22 protein-coding genes and 1 tRNA gene are annotated in these 25,038 nt (G+C 67.8%); 7 read left to right on the forward strand and 16 right to left on the reverse strand.

From position 1 onward, the window contains the following. Positions 1-23 precede the first annotated feature (23 nt). A complete protein-coding gene (locus ABIC65_RS06515) occupies positions 24-377 on the reverse strand; it encodes a YraN family protein (protein WP_116467619.1) in 354 nt (117 codons plus the stop codon). Further along, entirely contained in the window at positions 374-1,207 is an 834-nt protein-coding gene (gene rsmI, locus ABIC65_RS06520; protein ID WP_354307598.1) for a 16S rRNA (cytidine(1402)-2'-O)-methyltransferase, read from the reverse strand. Before rsmI ends, ABIC65_RS06515 begins: the two co-directional genes overlap by 4 nt. 11 nt (positions 1,208-1,218) lie before the next feature. Between rsmI and ABIC65_RS06525 the strand changes: the two genes are divergently transcribed. Next, positions 1,219-2,418 (forward strand): penicillin-binding protein activator, encoded by a 1,200-nt coding sequence (locus tag ABIC65_RS06525; protein ID WP_354307600.1) that lies wholly within the window; start codon positions 1,219-1,221, stop codon positions 2,416-2,418. A 127-nt stretch (positions 2,419-2,545) separates the two neighbouring features. On the opposite strand, the gene hemW is transcribed toward ABIC65_RS06525, so the two are convergent. The 6 genes from hemW to ABIC65_RS06555 form a co-directional block, all read right to left on the reverse strand. Continuing rightward, positions 2,546-3,688 carry a radical SAM family heme chaperone HemW gene (hemW, locus tag ABIC65_RS06530; protein ID WP_354307601.1) on the reverse strand — a complete coding sequence of 381 codons (1,143 nt, stop codon included), beginning with the start codon at positions 3,686-3,688 and terminating at the stop codon, positions 2,546-2,548. Between the two features lie 11 nt (positions 3,689-3,699). Next, positions 3,700-3,773: transfer RNA gene (locus tag ABIC65_RS06535), tRNA-Gly, on the reverse strand. Between the two features lie 38 nt (positions 3,774-3,811). Next, on the reverse strand, positions 3,812-5,344 hold the full coding sequence (locus ABIC65_RS06540) for an efflux transporter outer membrane subunit (protein ID WP_354307602.1): 1,533 nt from the start codon (positions 5,342-5,344) through the stop codon (positions 3,812-3,814). After that, positions 5,341-8,541: an efflux RND transporter permease subunit gene (locus tag ABIC65_RS06545; protein WP_354307603.1), complete on the reverse strand. Its 3,201-nt coding sequence runs from the start codon at positions 8,539-8,541 to the stop codon at positions 5,341-5,343. The genes ABIC65_RS06540 and ABIC65_RS06545 overlap by 4 nt, the downstream gene beginning before the upstream one ends. 6 nt (positions 8,542-8,547) lie before the next feature. Then, positions 8,548-9,786 carry an efflux RND transporter periplasmic adaptor subunit gene (locus tag ABIC65_RS06550; RefSeq protein WP_354307604.1) on the reverse strand — a complete coding sequence of 413 codons (1,239 nt, stop codon included), beginning with the start codon at positions 9,784-9,786 and terminating at the stop codon, positions 8,548-8,550. Between the two features lie 186 nt (positions 9,787-9,972). Continuing rightward, on the reverse strand, positions 9,973-10,899 hold the full coding sequence (locus ABIC65_RS06555) for a Gfo/Idh/MocA family protein (RefSeq protein WP_354307606.1): 927 nt from the start codon (positions 10,897-10,899) through the stop codon (positions 9,973-9,975). A 102-nt stretch (positions 10,900-11,001) separates the two neighbouring features. Here ABIC65_RS06555 and ABIC65_RS06560 point away from each other — a divergent pair, with 102 nt between their 5' ends. Next, positions 11,002-12,798, forward strand: coding sequence for an IlvD/Edd family dehydratase (locus ABIC65_RS06560; RefSeq protein ID WP_354307607.1), 1,797 nt, complete (start codon positions 11,002-11,004; stop codon positions 12,796-12,798). 141 nt (positions 12,799-12,939) lie between these two features. Here ABIC65_RS06560 and ABIC65_RS06565 read toward each other — a convergent pair whose 3' ends face one another. Beyond that, positions 12,940-13,320 (reverse strand): winged helix-turn-helix transcriptional regulator, encoded by a 381-nt coding sequence (locus ABIC65_RS06565; RefSeq protein WP_354307608.1) that lies wholly within the window; start codon positions 13,318-13,320, stop codon positions 12,940-12,942. Between the two features lie 99 nt (positions 13,321-13,419). Here ABIC65_RS06565 and ABIC65_RS06570 point away from each other — a divergent pair, with 99 nt between their 5' ends. Then, entirely contained in the window at positions 13,420-14,481 is a 1,062-nt protein-coding gene (locus tag ABIC65_RS06570; RefSeq protein ID WP_354307610.1) for an SDR family oxidoreductase, read from the forward strand. 204 nt (positions 14,482-14,685) lie between these two features. Here the strand turns inward: ABIC65_RS06570 and ABIC65_RS06575 are convergent, their stop codons facing one another. Further along, on the reverse strand, positions 14,686-15,429 hold the full coding sequence (locus tag ABIC65_RS06575; RefSeq protein WP_354307611.1) for a FadR/GntR family transcriptional regulator: 744 nt from the start codon (positions 15,427-15,429) through the stop codon (positions 14,686-14,688). A gap of 192 nt (positions 15,430-15,621) precedes the next feature. On the opposite strand from ABIC65_RS06575, the gene ABIC65_RS06580 reads away from it, so the two are divergent. Genes ABIC65_RS06580 through ABIC65_RS06590 form a run of 3 tightly spaced genes read left to right on the forward strand, consistent with a single transcriptional unit; the run spans position 15,622 to position 18,730 of the window. Further along, positions 15,622-17,241, forward strand: a complete 1,620-nt coding sequence (locus ABIC65_RS06580) for a sodium/sugar symporter (RefSeq protein WP_354307613.1) — start codon at positions 15,622-15,624, stop codon at positions 17,239-17,241. Beyond that, positions 17,232-18,110 (forward strand): 2-dehydro-3-deoxygalactonokinase, encoded by an 879-nt coding sequence (locus ABIC65_RS06585; protein WP_354307614.1) that lies wholly within the window; start codon positions 17,232-17,234, stop codon positions 18,108-18,110. Before ABIC65_RS06580 ends, ABIC65_RS06585 begins: the two co-directional genes overlap by 10 nt. Next, the gene (locus tag ABIC65_RS06590; protein ID WP_354307615.1) at positions 18,107-18,730 is read left to right on the forward strand and encodes a 2-dehydro-3-deoxy-6-phosphogalactonate aldolase; all 624 of its coding nucleotides are present in this window, start codon (positions 18,107-18,109) and stop codon (positions 18,728-18,730) included. Before ABIC65_RS06585 ends, ABIC65_RS06590 begins: the two co-directional genes overlap by 4 nt. Positions 18,731-18,938: 208 nt before the next feature. Here ABIC65_RS06590 and ABIC65_RS06595 read toward each other — a convergent pair whose 3' ends face one another. The 3 genes from ABIC65_RS06595 to ABIC65_RS06605 form a co-directional block, all read right to left on the reverse strand. After that, on the reverse strand, positions 18,939-19,991 hold the full coding sequence (locus ABIC65_RS06595) for a ribonucleotide-diphosphate reductase subunit beta (protein ID WP_354307617.1): 1,053 nt from the start codon (positions 19,989-19,991) through the stop codon (positions 18,939-18,941). Between the two features lie 206 nt (positions 19,992-20,197). Further along, positions 20,198-20,419: a hypothetical protein gene (locus ABIC65_RS06600; protein ID WP_354307618.1), complete on the reverse strand. Its 222-nt coding sequence runs from the start codon at positions 20,417-20,419 to the stop codon at positions 20,198-20,200. Next, on the reverse strand, positions 20,416-20,751 hold the full coding sequence (locus tag ABIC65_RS06605) for a hypothetical protein (protein ID WP_354307620.1): 336 nt from the start codon (positions 20,749-20,751) through the stop codon (positions 20,416-20,418). The genes ABIC65_RS06600 and ABIC65_RS06605 overlap by 4 nt, the downstream gene beginning before the upstream one ends. A 98-nt stretch (positions 20,752-20,849) precedes the next feature. On the opposite strand from ABIC65_RS06605, the gene ABIC65_RS06610 reads away from it, so the two are divergent. Further along, positions 20,850-21,113, forward strand: a complete 264-nt coding sequence (locus ABIC65_RS06610; protein ID WP_354307621.1) for a DUF2171 domain-containing protein — start codon at positions 20,850-20,852, stop codon at positions 21,111-21,113. Positions 21,114-21,283: 170 nt separating this feature from the next. Here the strand turns inward: ABIC65_RS06610 and ABIC65_RS06615 are convergent, their stop codons facing one another. The 3 genes from ABIC65_RS06615 to ABIC65_RS06625 all read right to left on the reverse strand — a co-directional run bounded on the left by ABIC65_RS06615 (position 21,284) and on the right by ABIC65_RS06625 (position 24,992). Then, on the reverse strand, positions 21,284-21,775 hold the full coding sequence (locus ABIC65_RS06615; protein ID WP_354307622.1) for an endonuclease domain-containing protein: 492 nt from the start codon (positions 21,773-21,775) through the stop codon (positions 21,284-21,286). Positions 21,776-21,784: 9 nt separating this feature from the next. Continuing rightward, positions 21,785-23,674 carry a ribonucleoside-diphosphate reductase subunit alpha gene (locus ABIC65_RS06620; RefSeq protein ID WP_315380127.1) on the reverse strand — a complete coding sequence of 630 codons (1,890 nt, stop codon included), beginning with the start codon at positions 23,672-23,674 and terminating at the stop codon, positions 21,785-21,787. Positions 23,675-24,110: 436 nt separating this feature from the next. Next, positions 24,111-24,992 (reverse strand): AraC family transcriptional regulator, encoded by an 882-nt coding sequence (locus ABIC65_RS06625; protein WP_354307623.1) that lies wholly within the window; start codon positions 24,990-24,992, stop codon positions 24,111-24,113. Positions 24,993-25,038 lie beyond the last annotated feature (46 nt).

Here is a 25,038-nt window from a genome sequence, read left to right on the forward strand (position 1 = left end):
CTTGGGTGTCTTGCCGGGCTAGGTCACCCGATCCAGGCGTTCTCGATATGGCGAGGCAGCGTGCGCGGGGCAATGAGGATCACGTCGACGCGGATATCGTCGCCGGGCCCGGCATAGCGCGGCATCAGCAGTTCGGCGGCGGCGGCGACGCGGGCGAGCCGGCGTTCGTCGATCGCATAGTCGAGTTCGGCGGCGGACTTGCGGGTCTTCACCTCGACGAACGCGACGAGGGTGCCGCGCCTTGCCACGATGTCGACTTCGCCCGCGGGGGTGCGCACCCGCTGGTCGAGGATGCGCCAGCCGCGCAGCCACAGCCACCAGGCGGCCCGGCGCTCGCCGTCGCGGCCACGCAGCTCGGCGGCGCGGCGGTCCCTCACCCCTTCAGTTCCATCGCGCGGGCGTAGAGCGCCTTGCGGTCCAGCCCGAGCTTCTTGGCCACCTCGCCCGCTGCCTTGGAGGCGGGGAGGCGGGTGAGCGCCTCCACCAGCGCGGCCTCGCCGTCCTCCAGCGTTGCGGGCGGCGCTTCGCCGGGTGGGCCGACGACGATGACGATCTCGCCCTTGGGCGGCGCCTCGGCATAGCGGGCGGCGAGGGTGGAGAGGGTGCCGGTCACGCACTCCTCGAACTTCTTGGTGATCTCGCGCGCGACGCCCGCCTCGCGGTCGCCCAGACCCTCGGCGAGCGCCGAAAGGCAGGCGGACAGGCGCGGGCCCGATTCGTACAGCACCAGAGTCGCCTTGATCGCGGCCACTTCGGCGATCGCTTCCGCCCGCGCATGCGCCTTGCTCGGCAGGAAGCCGAGGAAGAAGAAGCGATCGGTGGGCAGTCCCGCGAGCGTCAGCGCGGCGATCGCGGCGCAGGGGCCGGGGATCGTCACCACGGTGTGCCCCGCGGCGCGGGCGTCGCGGACCAGCTTGTAGCCGGGATCGGAGATCAGCGGCGTGCCAGCGTCGGAGACCAGCGCCACCGCCTCGCTGCCCATCCGCGCGATCAGGTCCGGGCGCACCGCATCGGCATTATGGTCGTGATAGGGCTGCATCGGCCGCTTCACGCCGATATGGCGGAGCAGCCCGGCGGTCACGCGGCTGTCTTCCACTGCAACCACATCGGCTTGTGAGAGTATCATGCTGGCGCGCGGCGACAGGTCACCGAGATTGCCGATCGGAGTGGCGACGATATAGAGGCCGGGCGCAAGCGTGTTTTCCATCGGGGAGTGTCATGGCAGAGGGCAGCGGCAAATCGCAACCGGGACGCATCGCGTCCCTTCGTTTGGCCGTGACCGGTCTGGCCCTTCTGGCAAGCGCCTGCGTCGCGCCGCGCGGCGGTCCGCCGACCGCGCCGACCGCGCCGGCCGAGCGCCCGGCCGAGCGTCCGAACACGCCGATCCAGCAGGGGCTGCCGCAGGACGTCGCGCGCCACCGCGTGGCGCTGCTGGTGCCGCTGACCGGCACCAATGCCGGGCTCGGCCGCTCGCTGCAGAACGCGACGCAGCTGGCGATCCTCGACACCAACACCGATGCGATCCGCATCACCAGCTACGACACCGCCGGCCCGGGCGGGGCGGTCGCCGCGGCCGAACGCGCGGTGGCCGAGGGCAACAAGCTGATCCTCGGGCCGCTGCTCGGCGAGGACGCCCGTGCGGTCGCGCCGATCGCCCGCAAGGCGCGGGTGCCGGTGCTCAGCTTCTCCAACGATGCCAGCGCGGCGGGCAACGGCGTCTACCTGCTCGGCTATTCGCCGACGCAGTCGATCGAGCGGGTGGTGGACTATGCCAAGGGCAACGGCATCACCCAGTTCGCCGGGCTGATTCCCTCGGGCGTCTACGGCCAGCGCAGCTCGACCGCGTTCCTCCGCGCGGTGGAAAGCGCCGGCGGCAAGGTGCTGTCGATGCAGAATTACGATGCGCGGCCGGGCTCGATGAACGCGGCGATCGCCAAGCTTTCGGGCGTGCCCTACCAGGCCATCCTGATCGCGGGCAGCGCCGGTTCGGCGACGCTGGCGGTGCCGGCGATCCGCCGTTCGGGTGCGGGCAAGGCGGCGCGCGTGCTCGGCACCGAATTGTGGAACACCGATTCGGCGATCGCCAGCCGGCCGGTGCTCAACGGCTCGTGGTTCGCCAGCGTGCCCGACGGCGTGTACCGGCAATATGCGGTGAAGTACCGCAACCGCTTCGGCGCGGCGCCGTACCGGCTGTCGGCGCTCGGCTATGACGCGGTGCTGCTGACCGTGCGTATCGCGCGCGACTGGAAGAACAACACCGACTTCCCGGCCCCGATGCTGGTCGACCATGATTTCGGCGGCGTCGACGGCGCCTTCCGCTTCGGCCGCGACGGCGTCGCCGCGCGCGCGCTGGAGGTGCAAGAAGTGCGCGACGGGTCGATCGTCACCGTGTCGGCGGCGCCGGCGAGCGCGAACTAAGCGCCCGTCACTCTCCAAGGCCGTCATCCCGGCGAAAGCCGGGATCCATTGGGGTCACCGTCGCGGCTTTTGCCGATACCGAGTGGCGAATGGATCCCGGCTTTCGCCGGGATGACGTTTGCTGGGTTTAGGCCACGATCTCGCGTAGGATTGCTTCGAGCACCGGCATGCCCGCCTCGGTGACCCGCAGCCGGCTGCCCTCTCGCGCGGCCAGCCCTTGCTGCACGATACGGTCGAGCGCCCTCGTATCGATCGGCGGCGTACCATCGGCCAGCACGGCGATGCGGTCGAGATCGATACCCTCACCGATCCGCAGCCCCATCAGCAGCGCCTCGATCGCGCGATCGGCCGGGTCGAGCCGGTCTTCGCGCTCCATGCCATGGCCGTTGCGATTGAGCGCCGCGAGCCAGTTCTCCGGCTTCTTGTGGCGCAGCGTCGCGAGCCCCCCGCGGCGGCCATGCGCGCCGGGCCCGACCCCGGCATAGTCGCGGTAGCGCCAATAGGTGAGGTTGTGCCGGCTCTCCGCGCCCGGGCGGGCATGGTTGGAAATCTCATAGGCCGGCAGCCCCGCCGCGGCGGTAATCGCGCGGGTCATCTCGAACAGGTCGGCGCCGGTATCGGCATCGGGGATCGTCAACTGCCCCTTGGCCGCCAGCGTCGCGAAGCGGGTGCCGGGCTCGATGGTCAGCTGGTAGAGCGAAAGATGCTCGGTGCCGAAGCCGATCGCGCGACGCAGCTCGGCCTCCCAGGCGTCCAGCGACTGGCCCGGGCGGGCATAGATCAGGTCGAAGCTAACGCGATCGAAGGCCGACTGCGCGGTCGCCAGCGCCGCTAGGCCCTCGTCGACGCCATGCGCGCGGCCGAGAAAGATCAGCGCGTCATCGTCGAGCGCCTGCAGCCCCAGCGACACGCGGTTCACGCCTGCGCTAGCGATATCGGCGAAGCGCGCGGCCTCGACCGAGGAGGGGTTCGCCTCCAGCGTGATCTCGATGCCGTCCTCGAACGTCCAGGCCTTGGCAGCCGCGTCGATGATCGCGGCTACCGTCTCGGGGGGCATCAGCGAGGGTGTGCCGCCGCCGAAGAAGATCGAGCCCAGCCGCCGCCCCGGCAGCGCCGCCGCTTCATGCGCCAGATCGGCGAGCAGCGCATCGCGCCACCGCGCCTGGTCGACGCTTTCGCGGACATGGCTGTTGAAATCGCAATAGGGGCATTTGGACACGCAGAACGGCCAATGCACATAAATTGCGAGCGGGGTGGGATCGGCTGTCATGCTTGGTCCGGTGGAGCGGGTAGCGGGAATCGAACCCGCGTATTCAGCTTGGAAGGCTGCTGCACTACCATTGTGCTATACCCGCCCGCTTGGATTGCGCCTGCCACAAGCAGGGGCGTGCGGTCAACTGCCCGGCGTTGCCGCGGTTCCGGACGGGTCCACCGGCTGCGGCCCCTCGCGCGTCACCTCCAGCTGCGAATCGCCGCCGAGCGCGCGGTAGAGGTTCACCCGGTTGGTCGCGGCGGTGAGCTGCACCGTCACCAGCTGCTGCTGTGCCGCATAGAGCGAGCGCTGCGAGACCAGGCTCTGCAGGAAGGTGTCGATGCCCCCCCGATAGCGCGCCTCGCTCAGCCGATAGGTATCCGCCGCCGCTTCTTCCTGCAGCTGGGTCGCGCGGAGCTGGGCGTCGATCGTGCCACGCACCGCCAGCGCGTTTGCGACGTCGCGGAAGGCGGTCTGGATCGCGCGCTCGTAATTGGCGACCTGGGCCTGCTGTTGCGCTTCGGTGAACCGCAGATTGGCGCGTGCCGCCCCACCGCGGAAGATCGAATAGCTGCCGGTGCCGCCTGCCTGCCAGGTGAAGGCGTCGCCGTCGAACAGGCTGGAAAGCGCCGTGCTCGCGAAGCCGAGCACGGTGGTGAGGCTGATCCGCGGGAACAGCGCCGCGCGCGCCGCGCCGATCTGGGCGTTGGCGGCGCGTAGCTGATATTCGGCCTGCACCACATCGGGGCGGCGCAGCAGGATGCTCGAATCGAGCCCCGCCGGTACCGCGGCGATGGTCGGCGCCGCCTCCTCGATCGAGGCGGGGAGCAGCGCCGGGTCGATTTCCGATCCGGCGAGCAGGCGCAGCGCGTTAACGTCCTGCGCCAGCAGGCTCGTCTGGCGGGCGACGTCGTTCTGCGCGGTGGCGAGCGTCTGCTCGGCTTGGCGGAGATCGGTGCGCGGGGCGACGCCGCCTTCGAGGCGGGCGCGGGTGAGGCGGACGCTGTCCTCGGCGCTCTTCGCGGTCTGCTGCGCGACGGCAAGCAGGCTCGCGTCCGAGGCATAGGTGAGCCAGGCGGTGGCGATGTCGCCGACCAGCGTCAGCCGGGTCGCGCGGGCGCCGGCTTCAGTGGCGAAATAGGTGTCCTGCTGCGCGCGGGTGAGCGAGGCGAGGCGGCCGAACAGGTCGAGCTCGAAGCCGGTGATACCGACCTGGGTCGAATAGTTGGTACGGAGGCCGCCGCCGGCATTGCCGACGTTTCCGACATTCCCGCCGGTGTTGCCCGTATTGCCGGTGTTGCCAGTGCCATTGCCGAGGCCGTTGCCGACATTGTTCACGTTGCCGCGTCGCTCGGTGATGCCGAGGCTAGTATCGACCTGGGGCAGCTGCGCGCCGCGCTGGATCTGGTACTGCGCCCGCGCCGCGGCGATGTTCGCCGCCGCCACGCGCAGGTCGCGATTGTTGGCCAGCGCCTGCTCGATCAGCTTCTGCAGCCGGGCGTCGCGAAACACCTCGCGCCAGGTGAGCGCGGGGAGGGTGGCCTCGCTCGTCCGCAGGTAGGAATCGCCCACCGGCCAGCTCGGCGGGACCGGCGCCGCGGGGCGCACGTCCTTGGGCGCCATCGAGCAGCCGGCGAGCGCGACGGTGGTGAGGAGCGTCAGCGCGCGCTTCATGCCTGGGCCTCCGGGGTGTTGCGATGGCGGCGGTTGCGCAGCGCGGCCAGGCCGTCGCGCACGCCGCGGCGGACGAGCACGAAGAACAGCGGGATGTAGAAGATGGCGAGGATCGTCGCGGTGAGCATCCCGCCGATCACCGAGGTGCCGATCGCGACGCGGCTGTTGGCACCCGCGCCGGTGGAGATGGCGAGCGGCAGCACGCCGAAGATGAAGGCGAGGCTGGTCATCAGGATCGGGCGGAGGCGGATCCGTGCTGCGTCCAGCGCCGCCTCGATCACCCGCTTGCCCTGCTTCTCCGCTTGTTCGGCGAACTCGATCATCAGGATCGCGTTCTTCGCAGCCAGGCCCATGGTGGTGAGCAGGCCGATCTGCAGATAGACGTCGTTCTGCAAGCCGCGCAGCGTCACCGCGAAGATCGCGCCGACCAGGCCGAGCGGAATGACGAGCAGCACCGCGATTGGGATCGACCAGCTTTCATAGAGCGCGGCGAGGCACAGGAACACGACCAGCAGCGACACGCCGTAGAGGAGCGGCGCCTGGCCCGAGGAGAGTCGTTCCTGGTAGGACAGGCCCGCCCAGGCGACGCTGGTGCCGGGGATCTGCGCGGCGAGCTCGGCGATGCGCTTCATCGCCTCGCCCGAGCTCTTGCCCGGTGCCGCCTGGCCGCTGAACTCGAACGACTGGACGCCGTTGAACCGCGCCATCGAGGTCGGCGCCGTCGCCCAGCTGGTCGATGCGAAGGAGGTGAACGGCGCCATCTGGCCGTTGCTGCTGCGGACGAACCACTGGGCGAGGTCGCTCGGCTCCGAACGATAGGGCGCGTCGCCCTGCACATAGACGCGCTTGACGCGGCCGCGGTCGATGAAGTCGTTGACGTAGCGGCCGCCCCAGGCGGTCGACAGCGTCGAGTTCACATCGGCCTGGGACAGCCCGAGCGTGGCGAGCTTCTGCTGGTCGAGGTTGACCTTGAGCGTGGCGACGTCGGGCAGGTCGGTCAGGCGGACCGCGGCAAGCTCGGGGTCGGCCATCGCGGCGGCGAGCAGCTTGTCGCGTGCCGCCAGGAACTGCTCGCGCGGCATGCCGCTGGCATTGAGCAGCTCCATGGTGAAGCCGGTCGACTGGCCGAGGCCGCGGATCGCCGGCGGCACCAGCGCGAAGACCTGCGCATCGCGGAAGTTGCGGAAGGCGGCGGAGGCGCGATTGACGATGCCGTCGGCGCTGTTCGCCTGCCCCTTGCGATCGGACCAGTCGGCGAAGTTGAGGAAGCCCTGGCCGGTATTCTGGCCGGCGGGACCACCACCGCCGCCGCCGCCCGCGACCGAGAACATCACCGAGACGTTCTTGGCTTCCTTGGTGAGGAAGTATTTTTCCACCGCCAGCTGCACCTCGCGGGTGCGCGACATGGTGGCGCCGGCGGGCAGGCGGATCTGCAGCGAGGCCGCGCCCTGGTCTTCGGTCGGCAGGAAGCCGGTGGGCAGGCGGACGAACATCAGCACCAGCAGCGCACACACCGCGACATAGAGCAGCAGGAAGATCCACTTGCGGTCGATCACCGCCTGCACCCAGCCGGTGTAGCGCTCGACGCCGCGATCGAAGCCGTTGTTGAACTTGGTCTTGGCCGTGGTCAGCCCGCGGCCCACCCAGGGGAAGCGCCGCGCGAACCACGTGTCCTCGATATCCTTTTCCTGGCTCTTCTGCTTGAGCAGCGTGGCGGTCAGCGCCGGGCTCAGCACCAGCGCGACGAGCACCGACAGGACCATGGCGGATACGATCGTCACCGAGAACTGGCGATAGATCACGCCGGTCGACCCGCCGAAGAACGCCATCGGCAGGAACACCGCCGAGAGGACCAGCGCGATCGCGACGAGCGCCACCTGGATCTCGTCCATCGAGCGGATCGTCGCCTCGCGCGGCGTCATCTCCGGATTCTCTTCCATCAGCCGCTCGACATTCTCGACGACGACGATCGCGTCGTCGACGAGCAGGCCGATGGCGAGGACGAGGCCGAAGAGCGTGAGCGTGTTGATCGAGAAGCCGAGCGCGTAGAACACGCCGAAGGTGCCGAGCAGCACCACCGGCACCGCGATCGCCGGCACCAGCGTCGCGCGCCAGCTCTGCAGGAAGACGAACATCACGATCACGACGAGGATGATCGCCTCGATCAGCGTCTTCACGACCTCTTCGATCGAGAGCTTGATGAAGCCGGTGGTATCGTTGGCGTAGGCGTATTTGAAGCCCGGCGGGAAGCCCTTCGAGGCCGCCTCGACCTGCTGCTTGACGAGGTCGGCGGTCTTGAGCGCGTCGGCACCCGGCGACAGCGAGATGGCGAGGCCCGCACCCGGATGGCCGTTGATCCGGCTGGACGAGTTGTAATTGTCCGATCCGAGCTCGACGCGCGCCACGTCGCGCAGCTTCACCGCGGCGCCGGTCGAATCGGTCTTCACGATGATGTTGGCGAACTGCTCGGGCGTCTGCAGCCGCGACTGCGAGGTCACCGTGGCGTTGAGCATCTGCTCCTGCGGCATGGGCTGGCCGCCCAGCTCGCCGGCGGCGATTTCGGTATTCTGGTTCTGGATCGCGGTGATGATGTCGTTCGGGATCAGCCCATAGCTCGCCAGCCGCGCCGGGTTGAGCCAGATGCGCATCGCATAGGGCGCGCCGAACACGTTGGTGTCGCCCACGCCCTCGATGCGCGACAGCGGATCCTGCAGGTTGGAGGCGAGCCAGTCCGAAACGTCGAGATTGCTCTTCTGGTCGGTCGAATCATAGACGCCGACGATCATCAGGAAGTCGGGGTTCGACTTGGTAACGGTCAGGCCCTGCTGCTGCACCTGGCTGGGCAGGCGGGAGAGCGCCTGCTGCACCTTGTTCTGCACCTGCACCTGGGCGATGTCCGGGTTGGTACCCTTCTCGAAGGTCGCCGAGATCGTCACCTGGCCGCGCGAGGTGGACGAGCTGCTGAAATAGAGCAGCCCGTCGATGCCGCTCAGCTGCTGCTCGATCACCTGGGTGACGCTGTTCTGCACCGTCTCGGCCGAAGCGCCCGGATAGGTGGCGCGGATATTGACCTGCGGCGGCGCGATGTCGGGATATTGCGCGATGGGCAGCGAGAAGATCGCGGCGAGGCCCATCAGCATCACGATGATGGCGAGCACCCAGGCGAAGATCGGCCGGTCGATGAAGATGCGTGACATGGGGGCTCAGCCCGCCTTGGCCTGGCTGCCGCCCTTGGATGGGTCGCCGCCTTGCCCCTGGCCCTTCTTGGGCGGCTCGATCTTCTGCGGCGTGTTGGCGGGGACCGGCTTGATGTCGATGTCCGGCTTGAGGTTCGCCGTGCCCTGCACGATCACCTTGTCGCCCGGTGCAAGTCCTTGCGTGATCACCCAGTTCTGCCCGATCGTGCGATCGGCGACGACGGTGCGCGCCTCGGCCTTGTTGCCGGATCCGACGACATAGACGGTCGCATTGCCCTTGGGATCGCGCGATACGCCGGCCTGCGGCACCAGATAGGCCTGGGTATCGATCGCCTGCGCGAACACCGCGCGGACGAACATGCCCGGCAGCAGGATGTTCTGCGGGTTGGCGAAGCGCGCGCGCAGCGTGACCGTGCCGGTGCTTTCGTTGACGACGACTTCGGAGAACTCGACCGTGCCGGCCATCCCATAGTCGCTGCCGTCCTCCAGCTTCAGCCGCACCGCGGCGCTGGCCGGCGTGATTCCGCTTTTGGCGAGCGCCTTGCGCAGCGCGAGCATGTCGGCGCTCGACTGCTGGATGTCGACATAGATGGGGTCCAGCCGCTGGATGGTGGTCAGCGGATCGGTCTGGTTGGTGGTGACCAGCGCACCTTCGGTGACGAGGCTGCGGCCGATCCGGCCGGTGATCGGGGCCGGCACCTTGGTGAAGCGCAGGTTGATCTGCGCGGTCTGCAGCGCGGCACGCTGCTGGGCGACCTGCGCCGCGGCCTGGCGCGATGCGGCGACCGCGTCGGTATAATCCTGCTGGCTCACCGCCTGCATTGCAGCGAGCGGCTTGTAGCGATCGGCCTTGATCCGCGCGGCTTCCAGATTGGCCTGCGCGTTCTGCAGGTTGGCCTGCGCCTGCGCGACGCTCGCCTGGTAGAGGCTGGGATCGATCTGGTAGAGCGTCTGGCCCTGGTGGACGATCGTGCCCTCGGTGAAGAAGCGGCGCTGGACGATACCGGCGACCTGCGGGCGAACCTCGGAGGACTGATAGGCGGTGACGCGCCCGGCGAGCTCGGTCGTCATCGGCACGCTGCCCGGCTGCACCACGACATAGCCGACCTGCGGCGGGCCCGAGGGTCCGCGGCGGCCGCCGGCCTGCTGCTTGCCGCCACCGTCGCCGGAACTGCACGCGGCGAGAAGCAGGGCCGATGCAAACACGATCAGGCCCGAACGGCCATAGCTGGTCGGAGCGTTCAAATTTCAGAACCCGCTTAGGGGTGGCCCGAGGAATGCCGGACCACCGGTCACTGCCAAACTCGCCATTAGATGGCACGTTTCCGTGGTGCCACAAAAAGGTTGTCGCAAAATATGTCGAACGGCGTAGCGACCTGTGCGGGATGGATCGAAACTGCCGGCGCCCAGGCAAGCGGGCGCCGGCGGGGTTCAGAAGGCGAAGGTCTCGCCGATCGTGCGTTCGCCGACGAGGAAGGCATCGGCGACCAGCTGGAGCGGGCGGACGTCGACGTCGCTCTCACCCGCAGCTACCAGCTCGGCAAAGCGGGCGTAGAGGCGGGCATATTCGCGATCGGGCGCCTTCTGCTCGTCCGCGCCCGGCAGCTGGAGGATGCTGCCGCCCATGCCGAGGCGCAGCGTGCCGGCATCGGTGTCGACCTCGATGTCCCAGGTCTGCGGACCGGTCTGGAGGAAGTCGAAGTCCGCGGTCACCGCGGCGCCGCCGCTGCGCATGTGCAGCTTGGCGCGGAGCGGCGAGGCGCGGCCCTCGGGCACTTCCATCCAGGCCTGGTCGAGCAGCAGCGCGTCGGGCAGGATCTTGGTCGCGATCGACAGCGCGTTGATGCCCGGATCGAACACGCCGAAGCCGCCCGCCGCGAGGATCCATTCCTGTCCCGGGTGCCAGCGGCGGATGTCCTCGCGCCAGGTGATCCGCGCGGCGGTGATCTGCTTGCCTTCCAGCCACGCCTTGGCCGGCTCGACCCCGGCGGCCTCGCGCGAATGCCAGGTGGTGAACAGCGTCACGCCCTTAGCGCGGGCGCGCTCGGCGAGGTCGGCGATCTCGGTGAGCGTCGCGGCCGGCGGCTTTTCCAGCATCACGTTGAGGCCGGCCTCGATCGCGATGCGCGCCTGGTCGTAACGGCCTTCGGGCGGGGTGCACAGCGACACGGCGCTGAGATCGTGCCCGCCGGCGATCAGCGATTCGATGTCCTTGTGCGCGGCGACGCCGTCGACCGAGGCGTTGCGGCTGGCGGTGGCGACCAGCTCGAAACGGTCATCGCCTTCCAGCGCCGGCAGATGCTGATCGCGCGCGATCTTGCCGATGCCTACCAACCCAAGACGAATCCGCTCCGACATATCAGGCCATCCTTTTATAAGATATATATGCTTCCTATGGGCGTAGCCCGCGGTTATCAAGAGCCGCAGATACGCCTGAAACTGCGCCGTAGCGGAGGAATCATGACCGAAGAAGCTGGAACTCGTCGCGCGGCGCTGCGCTCGCGGGCGTGGTTCGACAATCCCGATAACCCCGACATGACGGCGCTCTATGTCGAGCGCTACCTCAACTTCGGGCTGAGCCTGGAGGAATTGCAGTCGGGCAAGCCGATCATCGGCATCGCCCAGACCGGCAGCGACCTCAGCCCCTGCAACCGCCATCACCTCGAACTCGCCAAGCGCGTCCGCGAGGGGATCCGCGAGGCGGGCGGCATCGCCATCGAGTTTCCGACCCATCCGATCCAGGAAACCGGCAAGCGCCCGACCGCGGGGCTCGATCGCAACCTCGCCTATCTCAGCCTGGTCGAGACGCTGTACGGCTATCCGATCGACGGCGTGGTGCTGACGATCGGCTGCGACAAGACGACCCCGGCCTGCCTGATGGCGGCGGCGACCGTGAACATCCCCGCGATCGCGCTGTCGGTCGGCCCGATGCTCAACGGCTGGTTCAAGGGCGAGCGCACCGGTTCGGGCACGATCGTGTGGAAGGCGCGCGAGATGCTCGCGGCGGGCGAGATCGATTACAAGGGCTTCATCCAGCTCGTCGCGTCGTCCGCGCCGTCGACCGGCTGGTGCAACACCATGGGCACCGCGACGACGATGAACGCGATGGCCGAGGCGCTCGGCATGTCGCTGCCCGGCTCGGCCGCGATCCCGGCGCCGTACCGCGACCGCGCCGAATGCGCCTATCGCACCGGCCTCCAGATCGTCGAGATGACGCTGGCCGATCGCAAGCCCAGCGACGTGCTGACCCGCGAGGCGTTCCTCAACGCGATCCGGGTCAACTCCGCGATCGGCGGCTCGACCAACGCGCCGATCCACTTGAACGCGATCGCCCGCCATATCGGCGTCGATCTGACGCTGGCGGACTGGGAATCGCACGGCGCCGACGTGCCGCTGCTGGTCAATTTGCAGCCGGCCGGCACCTATCTGGGCGAGGATTTCTACCGCGCTGGCGGCGTGCCCGCGGTGATGGGCGAACTATACCGCGCCGGGCTGCTCCACAATGACGCGCTGACCGTCAACGGCCGCACCATCGGCGAAAATATCGGCACCGCCGAGATCGAGGACGACGACGTGATCCGCCCGCTCGCCACGCCGCTGCGGCCGGCGGCGGGGCTGACCGTGCTCTCGGGCAATCTGTTCGATAATGCGGTGATGAAGCTCAGCGTGATCTCGGACGAGTTCCGCGCGCGCTATCTTTCCAACCCCGACGACCTTGGCGCGTTCGAAGGCACCGCCTTCGTGTTCGACGGGCCCGAGGATTATCACCACCGGATCGACGATCCCGCGCTCGGCATCGACGAGAACAGCATCCTGATCATGCGCGGGGCGGGGCCGGTCGGCTATCCGGGCGGCGCCGAAGTGGTCAACATGCGCCCGCCGGTGGCGCTGATCCAGGCGGGCGTGCATGCGCTGCCGTGCCTGGGCGACGGTCGCCAGTCGGGAACCAGCGGCAGCCCCTCGATCCTCAACGCCGCGCCCGAGGCGGCGGTGGGCGGCGGGCTCGCGCTGGTCCGCACCGGCGACCGGATCCGCATCGATCTCAACACGCGTAGCGCCAACATGCTGGTCAGCGACGAGGAACTGGCGCAACGCCGCGCGGAACTCGGCATCGATTACGTGCCCGAATCGCAGACGCCGTGGCAGGAAATCCATCGCGGGCTGGTCGGCCAGTTCGACGGCGGCGCGGTGTTCGAAAGCGCGGTGAAGTATCAGCGCATCGCGCAGACCAAGGGCCTGCCGCGCGACAGCCACTGAGCGGTCGCGGCGACTACCCTCCCTTCGTCATTCCGGCGAAAGCCGGAATCCATTGGCGCCTCCGTAGAGGCTCGTGCTGCAGCCGAGTGGCGAATGGATCCCGGCTTCCGCCGGGATGACGACTGGAGGAATGTCCCAGCCTCAGGCCCGACGGGCGGTGGGCCGGCTGCCGAGCTGGTCTAGCGCATCGGCATTGTCGCGCCCCCAGGCATAGAGCAGTTCGACCGGCTCGACGAAGCGGTCGCCCAGCGGTGTCAGCCGGTACTCCACCGCCGGCGGCACCGCGTTCTGGACGATCCGGTCGACCAGCCCCACTTCCTCCATCTCGCGCAGCGTCTGGGTCAGCATCTTCTTGGAGATGCCGGGCAGGCTGCGCAGCAGCACGCCGCTGCGCGCCGCGCCGCCATGGCGGGTGTGGAGCGTGTGGAGCACCATGCTCGTCCATTTGGTGGCGAACAGCGCCAGTACGCGGCGCGGTGCGCAATCCTCCCGCCATTCCGAATCCGCCGTGCCTGGCCGCATAGATGGGTACCTCTTGGTGCCTAGGTTCCGATTTGGTGCCGTCTAGAAGCCGCGCGTGCGGCTGCCTAGCTCGGCCTCCAACGCTTTATGGAGGCAGAAATGGCCAAGACGGCTTTGGTAGTGGGCGCAAGCGGCATCGTCGGCAGCGCAACGGCGGACCTGCTGGTGGCGCAGGGCTGGACGGTGCACGGGCTGGCGCGCCGACCCGTCGAACAGGCGGGCGTTTCGCCGATCGCGGCAGACCTCACCGATGCGGCGGCGACGGCGCAGGCACTGGCGGGCGTCAACCCCGATGCGGTGTTTATCACCACCTGGCTGCGGCAGGACAGCGAGGCGGAGAATATCCGGGTCAACTCTGCCATGGTGCGCAACCTGCTCGACGGGCTGCCCAAGCCGACGGGCCCGCGCCATGTCGCGTTGGTCACCGGGCTCAAGCACTATCTCGGGCCGTTCGAGGCGTACGGGAAGGGCAGCCTGCCGCAGACGCCGTTCCGCGAGGAGCAGGGCCGGCTCGATGTCGACAATTTCTATTACGCCCAGGAGGACGAGGTCTTCGCCGCCGCCGAGCGAGACGGCTTCAGCTGGAGTGTGCACCGCCCGCACACCGTGATCGGCAAGGCGGTCGGCAACGCGATGAACATGGGCACCACGCTCGCGGTCTATGCGACCCTGTGCCGCGAGACCGGCCGCGCGTTCCGCTTCCCGGGTTCGGCCGCGCAGTGGAGCGGGCTCACCGACATGACCGATGCGGGCCAGTTGGCCCTGCATCTGCTCTGGGCGGCGGAGACACCGGCGGCGGTCGACCAGGCGTTCAACGTCGTCAACGGCGACGTCTTCCGCTGGCAATGGATGTGGGCGCGCATCGCCGCATGGTTCGGGCTGGAGCCCGCGCCGTTCGACGGCAGTGTCCAGCCGCTCGAACAGCAGATGGCGGGCGATGCCGATCTCTGGCGCGACATCGCCGCGCGCGAAGGGCTGGCGGAGCCCGACCTCGCGCGCCTCGCCTCGCCCTGGCATACCGATGCGGATCTCGGCCGGCCGATCGAGGTGGTCACCGACATGTCGAAGAGCCGCAGACTTGGCTTCACCGCCTATCAGCCGACCGACGACGCCTTCTTCGCGCTGTTCGAGCGGCTCCGCGCGGACCGGCTGATCCCCTGAGGTTTGGCGATCTCTCTTGGTGGGGAGGGGATCGCATCTGGATGCCACCCTCACCCTCCCATCGCTGCGCGATGGGCCCCTCCCTCTCCCAAAGGGAGAGGGGTGGAAGTCCCTCTCCCTTTGGGAGAGGGAGGGAGCCGCGAAGCGGCGGAAGGGTGAGGGGGACGCGCGTTCAACGCTCTTCGAGGGGAGGGACAGGCTGGTCTACACCGCCGCTTCCGCACCCGTTGACGTCTCGATCAGCTCCACCACGTCGCCGATCAGCGTCTGCATCGCGATGCGCGCGGCGGCGGAATCCTTCCCCGCGATCGCGTCGCGTACCGCGGCATGGTCGGCCACGCTCGCGCTGCGGCCCTTGATCCGGTTGGTGAAGCGGATCGAGGTGCGCAGCGCGGTGGCCACCATGTCGCGGAACTGGGCGTAGAAGGGATTGCCCGAGGCGCGCAGCACCGCGACATGGAAGGCGATGTCCGCATCCAGCGTGTCGTCGAGCCCGCGCTCCGCCGCTTCCATCCGCGCGAGTCCGGCGGAGATCCGCTGCAGATCCTCGGGGGTGCCGAACTGCGCCGCCAGCGCCGCCGCCTCGGGCTCGATCGCGATGCGCAGCTGGCTGAACTGGCGCAACAGGTCGACCGAGAATTGCCGCTCGAGCAGCCAGCGCAGCACGTCGGTGTCGAACAGGTTCCACGACGAGGCCGGCTGCACCACCGTGCCCTGCCGCGGCCGCGCGCTCAGCAGGCCCTTGGCGGTGAGCATCTTCACCGCCTCGCGCGTCACCGAACGGCTGACGCCGTGCTGCTTGGCGAGCTCCGCTTCGGTGGGGAAGGGCTCGGTCTCGTAGCGGCCGGTGACGATCGCGCGGCCCAGCGCGTCGAGCATGCCATAGGTAAGGTTGCGGCCCAGCCCCGAACGGACCGCATCGGCAGGGAGGGAAGGAGAGGTGGACATCCTCGCAATTGCTTTCCTGTTCGTGTCCGTGCGAAGCTGCGCACGTCCGCATCGTTGCACCCATGGTACTCAAGCCGCGTTGCTGGACAACCCCGATAAATAAGATAAATGATTGGTCGAACCCTGCATTGGGGCGGGGAGGGGCAAGACGCGCGGGCCATGCCGTTCGCGCCGGCACCGGCAGGAGTGGGCATGAGTCTATCCAACATCGATCTGATCGTGGTGATCGTCTATGCGATCGGCATCTTCGGCCTCGCGCAATGGGTGAGCCGCGACAAGGCGGGCGCCACCAAGGATTCGAGCGACTATTTCCTCGCCTCGAAGAACCTGCCCTGGTGGGCGATCGGCGCCTCGCTGATCGCGGCGAACATTTCCGCCGAACAGATCGTCGGCATGTCGGGATCGGGCTATGCCATCGGCCTCGCCATCGCATCCTATGAGTGGATGGCGGCGCTGACGCTGCTGATTGTCGGCAAGTTCTTCCTGCCGATCTTCCTGCGCAACGAAATCTACACGATGCCGCAGTTCCTGGAGCAGCGCTTCGGGCCGACCATCCGGACGGTGATGGCCGTGTTCTGGCTGATCCTCTACGTGTTCGTGAACCTCACCTCGATCATCTGGCTGGGCTCGATCGCGGTCACCCAGGTGGCGGGCGTCAACCAGGACGTGGCGCTGATCGGGCTGGGCGCGTTCGCGCTGCTCTACCAGCTGCGCGGCGGCCTCAAGGCGGTGGCACTGACCGATATCGTCCAGGTGACGCTGCTGGTGCTGGGCGGCCTCGTCGTCGCGTACCTGACGCTGACCAAGATCGGCGGCGACAGCGGCGTGATCGGCGGCTTCCAGGAACTGACGCGGCGCGTGCCCGATCATTTCGACATGATCCTCTCGCCCGACAACCCGCACTACAAGGATCTGCCCGGCATCGCCGTGCTGGTCGGCGGCATGTGGATCGCCAACCTGAGCTACTGGGGCTTCAACCAGTATATCATCCAGCGTGCGCTGGCGGCGAAGAGCCTGGCGGAGGCGCAGCGCGGCGTGGTGTTCGCCGGCTTCCTCAAGCTGCTGATGCCGGTCGTCATCGTGCTGCCGGGCATCGCCGCGGTGGTGCTGGCGCCCAACCTCGCCAAGCCGGACCAGGCATACCCGACGATGATGGCGCTGCTGCCGACCGGGCTGCTCGGCCTCGTCTTCGCGGCGCTGATCGCGGCGATCATCGCGTCGACCGCGTCCAAGATCAACTCGATCGCCACCATCTTCACGCTCGACATCTACGCCAAGCTCAAGGGCGTGCAGACGCGCGCTGAAGACGGCGCCGACAAGGCTGCCTATGAAACGCATCTGGTGCGCGTCGGCCGGATCGCGGCGGTGGTCTCGATCATCATCGCAATGTTCACCGCGCGGCCGCTGCTCGGCAGCCTCGACCAGGCCTTCCAGTACATCCAGGAATTCTCCGGCTTCGTGACGCCAGGGATTACCGTCATCTTCCTACTCGGCCTGTTCTGGCCGCGCGCGACCGAGGCGGGGGCGCTGGTCGGCGCGGTCGCCTCGGTGGTGCTCAGCTTCGTCTTCTGGTTCCCGGCCAAGTGGGGCGGGATCGAGGCGCTGAACGCGATACCGTTCATCAACCGCATGGGCATCGTGTTCCTGGCGTCGTTGGCGCTGGCGGTGATCGTCTCGCTCGCGCGGCCGGCGGCAGGGGGCAGCAACCGCATCCGCATGGAAGGCGTGCGCTTCCGTACCACTGCCGGCTTCAACATCGCCGCGGCGGTGATCGTCCTCATCCTCATCGGGCTGTACGCGACATGGTGGTAAGCTTCTCGGGCGCCTTCCTCGCGGTCGACTGGGGTACGACCAACCGCCGCGTCTTCCTGATCGAGGGCGGTGAGGTCCGCCACACCGAGCGCGACGACAAGGGCGTCACCTCGGTGACCGACTTCGGCGCCGAGGCAGCGGGCATCCGTGCGCGCCACGGTGACCTGCCGCTGCTGATGGCGGGCATGGTCGGCGCCAATATCGGCTGGGCGCCGGCGCCCTATGTCGCGGCGCCCGCAGGGATCGCCGAACTGGCCGGTGGGCTGCTCTGGGTGGAGGAACGCAGCGCGATCGTGCCGGGAGTCTCGACCCTGGTGACCGGCCGACCTGACGTGATGCGCGGCGAGGAAGTCCAGCTGCTCGGCGCGGTGCGCGCGGGGCTGGCGCCCGCCGATGCGCTGCTCGTCCAGCCCGGCACGCACTGCAAATGGGTCGAGATGGCGGATGGCCGCATCGCCGATTTCACCACCGCGATGACCGGCGAGCTGTTCGCCACGCTGCGCAAGCAAGGCCTGCTTGCCGCGCAGCTCGGCGGCGAGGTGCATGTCGGCCCCGCTTTCCATGCGGGTGTGGAGGAGGGGCGCAAGCGCGACCTCGCCGCCTCGCTCTTCGGCATCCGCGCCGCCAAGATGCTGGGCGTGCGCGACGATGCCGACGCGGCGGCCTTCGCCAGCGGCCTGCTGATCGGCAGCGACGTCGCCGCGCGGCTGGCGCATGCCGGGCACGACACCGTCCATATCCTGGCCGACCCGATGCTGGGCGGCCTCTATGCCGCCGCGATCGGCGCGCATGGGCGCGAGGCGGTCATCGCCAGCAGCCATGACGCGTTCGTCGCGGGAATCCTTGCCATTGCGGAGCAGATTGCATGAACCACGTTGCCGAATTCGACGCCGCCTTCGCCCGTTGCCCGCTGATCGCGATCCTCCGGGGCGTGAAGCCCGACGAGGTCGAGGCCATCGGCGACGAACTGGTCGCGGCCGGCTTTACGCTGATCGAAGTGCCGCTGAACTCGCCGGACCCGCTGGAGAGCGTGTCGCGCCTCGCCAAGCGTTTCGCCGGCCGCGCGATCATCGGCGCGGGCACGGTGCTGCGGGTCGAGCAGGTACAGGCCGTGGCGGACGCCGGCGGCACGATGATCATCTCGCCCAACGCGAACCTCGACGTGATCCGCGCGAGCGCGGCGGCGGGGCTCGTCTCGCTGCCGGGCATCCTGACCCCGAGCGAGGCCTTCGCTGCGCTCGACGCGGGCGCGACCGCGCTCAAGCTGTTCCCGGCCGAGGCGGCGAGCCCGACGGTGCTCAAGGCGATGCGCGCGGTGCTGACCGAGGCGCGGATCCTGCCCGTGGGCGGCGTGTCGCCGGACACGATGGCGCCGTGGCAGGCTGCCGGCGCGCCGGGCTTCGGCCTGGGGTCGGCGCTCTACAAGGTGGGGATGACCGCCGAGCAGGTCGGCGCCAATGCGCGGGCGTTCGTCGCCGCGCTGGGGTAAACCCGTTCTTCTTCTAAAATCCCCCTCCCGCCTGCGGGAGGGTTAGGGGAGGGTGCGTGAGGGTAGCGGGCGATCCGCTGACATCAGTCCCCTCCACGCAACTCTCCCCTGGATACTCTGCGCTTCTTCAGCGCCAGCCCTCGCTTCCAGCACACACCCTCCCCTACCCCTCCCGCAAGCGGGGGGGGGGTAAGAAGAGGGCCCCAACTTACTCCGCCGCGATCCCCGCCTTGGCGAACATGTCGCCTTCGATCGCATCTTCGTTGGCGACCGACGTGGTCTTGGCCTGGCGGCGCTTGTCGAAGCTGTCCCACACCTCGTTCCACTGGCCGCGCGTCGCCGCCTTCGAATATTCGGTGGCGCGCGTCTCGAAGAAATTGGCGTGCTCGACGCCGTTGAGCAGCGGGGCGAGCCAGGGCAGGGGATGCTCGTCGATCATGTAGATCGGCTTCAGGCCCAGCTGGCCCAGGCGCCAGTCGGCGATGAAGCGGACATATTTCTTGATGTCCTTGGGCGTCATGCCGTTCACCGGGCCCATTTCGAACACCAGATCGATGAACGCGTCCTCGATGCGCACGGTCTTCTGGCACATGTCCAGAATGTCGTCGCGCACGCTCGGCGTCATGCAGTTCCGTTCCTTGCAGAAGGTGTGGAACAGCTTGATGATGCCTTCGCAGTGCAGGCTCTCGTCGCGGATCGACCAGGTGACGATCTGGCCCATGCCCTTCATCTTGTTGAAGCGCGGGAAGTTCATCAGCATCGCGAAGCTGGCAAACAGCTGCAGGCCCTCGGTGAAGCCGCCGAACATCGCCAGCGTCTTGGCGATATCCTCGTCGGTATCGACGCCGAAGGTGCTCAGATAGTCGTGCTTGTCCTTCATCTCCTTGTACTGGAGGAAGGCGCTGTATTCGGTCTCGGGCATGCCGATCGTGTCGAGCAGGTGGCTGTACGCCGCGATGTGCACCGTCTCCATGTTGGAGAAGGCGGTGAGCATCATCTTGATCTCGGTCGGCTTGAACACGCGGCCATATTTTTCGTGGTAGCAATCCTGCACTTCCACGTCCGCCTGGGTGAAGAAGCGGAAGATCTGGGTGAGCAGGTTGCGCTCGTGATCGGTCAGCTTCTGCGCCCAGTCGCGGCAATCCTCGCCCAGCGGCACTTCTTCCGGCAGCCAGTGGACCTGCTGCTGGCGCTTCCAATATTCATAGGCCCAGGGATATTCGAAGGGCTTGTAGGTCTTGCGGGCTTCGAGAAGCGACATCTGGGGTACTCCGGCAGGTATTCGTCAGATACGGTAGAAACGAGAAAACTAGGATCCTCCCCCGGAGGGGGAGGGGGACCGCCCGCAGGGCGGTGGAGGGGTGTCCCGGCCGGTGACGAAGGCGAGTGCCCGCAGCGGGGACACCCCTCCGTCAGGCCTGCGGCCTGCCACCTCCCCTTGCAGGGGAGGAATGTGGAAGAAGAGGCTCACGCCACCCCTCCCGCACTCGCAAAGGCCAGCGCGAAGCCGGTGAGGAACAGGCCGAGCGCGACCAGCATCATGCCGCCGATCCGCAGCGCATAGGTCGCCGGCTCGCTGGCCTCCAAGCGCAGCAGCCATCGCGCCGCCGAAGGGCGGAGGAGGACGATCAGTCCTGCCGTGCCCGATGCGATGCCGAGGCCGGCCTGGAGGGCGAGGGTACGGGTCATTGGTCGATCACGCGTCCACGAACGGTCTTCATCCCATCGCGCATGACGATGCGCTCGCGATAGACGACCTTGCGGCCACCCTGCGCGCCGATGCCGAGGAACACCACCCCGATGAAGAAGCCGAAATCATACCAGCCGCCATTGTTCGGCACCGCATAGACCGCGACCTCCGGGAAGATCAGCGACAGCCCCCAGGCGACGGGGAAGATGAAGCCATGCCACAGCCCGAGCAGGAAGCCCGGTGCCTGCGGGGCGACGGCGCTCGGCACCTGGTGCGCGCAGGCGGCCAGCAGGGTGAGGGCGGTGAAGGCGAAGAGGGCGCGGATCTTCACGCGGCTATCCCTGCGTATGGCTGACGTCCCTTGGGGCAGCGTGCATCGTTTCGCGACCGCGTGCGTTCGGTGCGCGAACCCCTAGCAGGAGAATACCCATGGCAGATCTCAGCGCGATCAAGGAACATATGGAAGTCATCGGCGCCGACGGCGTCCATGTCGGCACCGTCGACCATGTCGATGGCGACCGCATCAAGCTCACCAAGAAGGATTCTGCTGCCCAGGTCGAGGGTGCCACCGGCAGCCATGAAGGGCACCACCACTACCTCCCGGGCGGCCTGGTCGCCGAAGTCGAGGGCGACAAGGTCCGCCTCTCGGCCAACGCCGATGTCGCGGTCGAACTGTTCGAAGAAGAGGCTTGAGGGTGTGGGGTGGGGGAGGACCGTATCCCCCTCACCCTTCCCACCGCCTTCGGCGGCGGGCCCCTTCCCTCTCCCACAAGGGGAGAGGGAAAAACGACGACCTGCTCCCTCTCCCCTTGTGGGAGAGGGAGGGAGCCGCGAAGCGGCGGAAGGGTGAGGGGGACGCGGGTTCACGCTTGGCCCCCGGCATCCACATGCCGCGCAATCTCCGCGAGCACGCCGTCGAGGTTTGTCATCACCTCGTTGTTCCAGAAGCGCAGCACGCGATAACCTTCGACATTCAAAAACCGCGTGCGCACCGCGTCGCGATCCCGACGCACGGCATGCGTCGCATCGTCGACTTCGACGACCAGCTTCGCGCCATGCGAACAGAAATCGGCGTGATAGACACCCATCGGCACTTGCCTGCGAAACCTTGCGTGCGGCAGCGCGCGACGTAGCGCTGCCCATAATGTCCGTTCGACGGGGCCCGCGTCGCGGCGAAGCGCGCGCGATCGGGTAGCGGTAGTGGACGGAAGAAGCTGGCGCTTGGTGAGGCCGTCGGCATTGCCGCGGGACAGGCTTCCACCTTTCCCCCTCACCCTCCCACGCTGCTGCGCAGCGTGGGCCCCTCCCTCTCCCACAGGGGGAGAGGGATTTTCAGAGGCGCCGCGTTCCTCCATCCCGTTTCCTCACTGGCAGGCCAGGCATTCGTCGTAGTCGGTCGATTCACCCAGATCGAACTTGGGCTTCTCGATCGTGTTGTCGGCCTCGACCCCGCCCGCGAAGCCGGCGCGCTGCACCGACTTGGAGCGCAGATAGTAGAGCGACTTGATGCCCAGCTCCCAGGCGCGGAAGTGGAGCATCAGCAGGTCCCACTTTTCCACGTCCGCCGGGATGAACAGGTTGAGCGACTGCGCCTGGTCGATGAACGGCGCGCGATCGCCCGCCAGTTCGAGGATCCAGCGCTGGTCGATCTCGAAGCTGGTCTTGTAGGTGTCCTTTTCTTCCGGGGTCAGGAAGTCGAGGTGCTGGACCGAGCCGCCCTGTTCGAGGATCGAGTTCCACACCGCATCGGAATTCTTCGACTTCTCCTTGAGCAGCTTCTCCAGATACGGATTGCGCACCGAGAAGGAGCCGCTGAGCGTCTTGTGAGTGTAGATGTTGGCCGGGATCGGCTCGATGCAGGCGCTGGTGCCGCCGCAGATGATCGAGATCGACGCGGTCGGCGCGATCGCCATCTTGCAGCTGAAGCGCTCCATCACGCCCATGTCGGCCGCATCCGGGCAGGGCCCGCGCTCGACGGCGAGCGCCATCGAGGCTTCGTTCACCTGTGCGCTGACATGCTTGAAGATGCGGAGATTCCAGCTCTTCGCCATCGCGCCTTCGAACGGAATGCCGCGCGCCTGGAGGAAGCTGTGGAAGCCCATCACGCCCAAGCCCACCGAGCGCTCGCGCGCCGCCGAATAGCGGGCGCGGGCCATCTCGTCGGGCGCGCGCTCGATATAGTCGGTCAGCACATTGTCGAGGAAGCGCATCACGTCCTCGATGAACAGCTTGTCCTTGTTCCACTCGTCCCAGGTCTCGAGGTTGAGCGAGGACAGGCAGCACACCGCGGTGCGATCGTTGCCGAGATGGTCGCGGCCGGTGGGCAGCGTGATTTCCGAGCACAGGTTCGAGGTCGAGACCTTGAGGCCCAGATCGCGGTGGTGCTTCGGCATGGTCGAGTTCACGTGGTCCGAGAACACGATGTACGGCTCGCCGGTGGCGAGGCGGGTCTCGACCAGCTTCTGGAACAGCGCGCGGGCATCGACGGTCGCGCGGACCGAGCCGTCCTTCGGGCTCTTCAGCTGCCATTCGGCGCCCTCGCGCACCGCTTCCATGAACGCGTCGGGGATCAGCACGCCGTGGTGCAGGTTGAGCGCCTTGCGGTTGAAGTCGCCCGAGGGCTTGCGGATCTCGAGGAACTCCTCGATCTCGGGGTGCGAGATGTCGAGATAGCAGGCCGCCGAGCCGCGCCGCAGCGAGCCCTGCGAGATCGCGAGGGTGAGCGAATCCATCACGCGGACGAACGGGATGATGCCGCTGGTCTTGCCATTGAGGCCCACCGGCTCGCCGATGCCGCGCACGCTGCCCCAGTAGGTGCCGATGCCGCCGCCGCGCGAGGCGAGCCAGACATTCTCGTTCCAGGTCTGGACGATGCCGTCCAGGCTGTCCGGCACCGAGTTCAGATAGCAGCTGATCGGGAGGCCGCGGCCCGTGCCGCCGTTGGACAGCACCGGGGTGGCCGGCATGAACCACAGCTTGGAGATATAGTCGTACAGGCGCTGGGCGTGCGCCTGGTCGTCGGCATAGGCCGAGGCGACGCGGACGAACAGGTCCTGATAGCTTTCGCCGGGGAGGAGATAGCGGTCCTTGAGCGTCTCCTTGCCGAAATCGGTGAGCAGCGCGTCGCGCGCATGATCGACCTCCACCGGATAGGGCTGCGGCACGATCGCCTTGCTGTCGAGCGCCTTGCTGGCGGGGGCGGCTTCGATGGTGGCGGTCTCGTTCACGCTGGTCTCACTATCTCTGAATTCCATACCTCGGACCCCTGTCTTCTGCGTTACGCAACAACCGACTCGGGGCACGGTAGCGATCGTAGCACCAGCCGGGTTTGCGCGAGAACAAAAAGTGTCCATCGGCCCGGCGCCCGGCACGAGTCTACCCAAGCCGCATTTGGGGATGCGAACGATGGGTTACCAGTGCTTGGGCTTGCCCCTTGGTGCGACCACTACAGATTGTGCCAATCCGAGTCCGGGCACAAGAGCGGAAATCACGGAGGATTGCAACGGCTCGTCGCTGAAATGACTCGGCTCGTGGCACGGTTAACAGTCGATTCATGTCGCGACGCATGGACCTTCCTCGCCTCCGCAAAAGGCAAGGGAACGAACATGGAACTGCAAATAAATTTTGGGGGATGAATCACCGCCGCCACAACCGCTGGTGGTCGCGGCGGCGCACGCTGCACCATGGGCGCTATCGGAGCGGCAGATAGAGCTCGGTCACGGCCTCGTTTTCGGGGACGTCGGGGAAGAAGGCGACCCGTCTTGCGAACAGCGGGAAATCGCCGGGCTCCTCGCCGCTCTCGGGCAGCCATGCGCGGTAGAGGAACAGCGCGGCGGGCTCGAGGTCGTCGGCATGCCGTACCACCCGCAGCATCGCGCAGCGGCTCGCCGGGATCAGGCCGGGTTCGATGCCATGCACCAGGTCCGCAACCGGGTGCGCGGCGCCCGCGCAGAGGTCGAGGCGATAGTCTTCCGGCGGCGTGGTGCGCGGGTCGGTATGGAAGATGGTGTAGGTGGCGCTCGCCGGCGGACGGTGGCCGGTCGTCTTGCGCCAGGCGATGAAGCGGCGGATCGTGTCGCCGAGAAGCGCGGGGTCGCCGCGGTGGGTGAGGAAGGCGACCGGGGTGGCGGGGAAATCGAGCGTCGTCACGTCGTCGAGGGCAAAGCGGGTCTGCATCGTCTGGCTCCTTGCTTGGGTGAGCGGCACGAGGGCCGCGTGCCAGGGGTGCCAGTCCGGCGCCGCGCGGAACTGCGAGGGCGCCTGGCCGAAGCGCTGGCGAAAGGCCCGGGCGAACGCCTCGGGCGCTTCGTAGCCGGCGTCGAGCGCAATGCCGGTGATCGGCTCGCCCGGCCGATAGGCGAGGCGGTACGAGGCCCGCTTCATCCGCACGAGCTGGACGTAGCGATGCACCGACAGGCCGAACAGCGCGCTGAACTGGCGGTGGAAATGATGCTTCGAAAACGCCGCGACGCCCGCCAGCGTCTCCAGGTCGAGATCCTCCTCGGCATGCGTGTCGACATGATCGAGCACGCGCTGCATCCTGGCATGGTAGCGGGCGAGCGGCGTCTGCATCTTTTCCTCCGTGGCGACGCCTTCCTAGGGAGCGGGGGTGCGGTCC

The sequence above is a fragment of the Sphingomonas trueperi genome (assembly GCF_040545665.1).
Taxonomy (GTDB): Bacteria; Pseudomonadota; Alphaproteobacteria; order Sphingomonadales; family Sphingomonadaceae; genus Sphingomonas; species Sphingomonas trueperi_B.

What these genes read in the sequence shown, in the direction of transcription:
- rsmI (WP_354307598.1), bottom strand. Translation starts at nt 1,207, where the DNA reads ATGGAAAACACGCTTGCGCCCGGCCTCTATATCGTCGCCACTCCGATC.
- ABIC65_RS06525 (WP_354307600.1), top strand. Translation starts at nt 1,219, where the DNA reads ATGGCAGAGGGCAGCGGCAAATCGCAACCGGGACGCATCGCGTCCCTT.
- hemW (WP_354307601.1), bottom strand. Translation starts at nt 3,688, where the DNA reads ATGACAGCCGATCCCACCCCGCTCGCAATTTATGTGCATTGGCCGTTC.
- ABIC65_RS06540 (WP_354307602.1), bottom strand. Translation starts at nt 5,344, where the DNA reads ATGAAGCGCGCGCTGACGCTCCTCACCACCGTCGCGCTCGCCGGCTGC.
- ABIC65_RS06545 (WP_354307603.1), bottom strand. Translation starts at nt 8,541, where the DNA reads ATGTCACGCATCTTCATCGACCGGCCGATCTTCGCCTGGGTGCTCGCC.
- ABIC65_RS06555 (WP_354307606.1), bottom strand. Translation starts at nt 10,899, where the DNA reads ATGTCGGAGCGGATTCGTCTTGGGTTGGTAGGCATCGGCAAGATCGCG.
- ABIC65_RS06560 (WP_354307607.1), top strand. Translation starts at nt 11,002, where the DNA reads ATGACCGAAGAAGCTGGAACTCGTCGCGCGGCGCTGCGCTCGCGGGCG.
- ABIC65_RS06565 (WP_354307608.1), bottom strand. Translation starts at nt 13,320, where the DNA reads ATGCGGCCAGGCACGGCGGATTCGGAATGGCGGGAGGATTGCGCACCG.
- ABIC65_RS06570 (WP_354307610.1), top strand. Translation starts at nt 13,420, where the DNA reads ATGGCCAAGACGGCTTTGGTAGTGGGCGCAAGCGGCATCGTCGGCAGC.
- ABIC65_RS06575 (WP_354307611.1), bottom strand. Translation starts at nt 15,429, where the DNA reads ATGTCCACCTCTCCTTCCCTCCCTGCCGATGCGGTCCGTTCGGGGCTG.
- ABIC65_RS06580 (WP_354307613.1), top strand. Translation starts at nt 15,622, where the DNA reads ATGAGTCTATCCAACATCGATCTGATCGTGGTGATCGTCTATGCGATC.
- ABIC65_RS06585 (WP_354307614.1), top strand. Translation starts at nt 17,232, where the DNA reads ATGGTGGTAAGCTTCTCGGGCGCCTTCCTCGCGGTCGACTGGGGTACG.
- ABIC65_RS06590 (WP_354307615.1), top strand. Translation starts at nt 18,107, where the DNA reads ATGAACCACGTTGCCGAATTCGACGCCGCCTTCGCCCGTTGCCCGCTG.
- ABIC65_RS06595 (WP_354307617.1), bottom strand. Translation starts at nt 19,991, where the DNA reads ATGTCGCTTCTCGAAGCCCGCAAGACCTACAAGCCCTTCGAATATCCC.
- ABIC65_RS06600 (WP_354307618.1), bottom strand. Translation starts at nt 20,419, where the DNA reads ATGACCCGTACCCTCGCCCTCCAGGCCGGCCTCGGCATCGCATCGGGC.
- ABIC65_RS06610 (WP_354307621.1), top strand. Translation starts at nt 20,850, where the DNA reads ATGGCAGATCTCAGCGCGATCAAGGAACATATGGAAGTCATCGGCGCC.
- ABIC65_RS06615 (WP_354307622.1), bottom strand. Translation starts at nt 21,775, where the DNA reads ATGGAGGAACGCGGCGCCTCTGAAAATCCCTCTCCCCCTGTGGGAGAG.
- ABIC65_RS06620 (WP_315380127.1), bottom strand. Translation starts at nt 23,674, where the DNA reads ATGGAATTCAGAGATAGTGAGACCAGCGTGAACGAGACCGCCACCATC.
- ABIC65_RS06625 (WP_354307623.1), bottom strand. Translation starts at nt 24,992, where the DNA reads ATGCAGACGCCGCTCGCCCGCTACCATGCCAGGATGCAGCGCGTGCTC.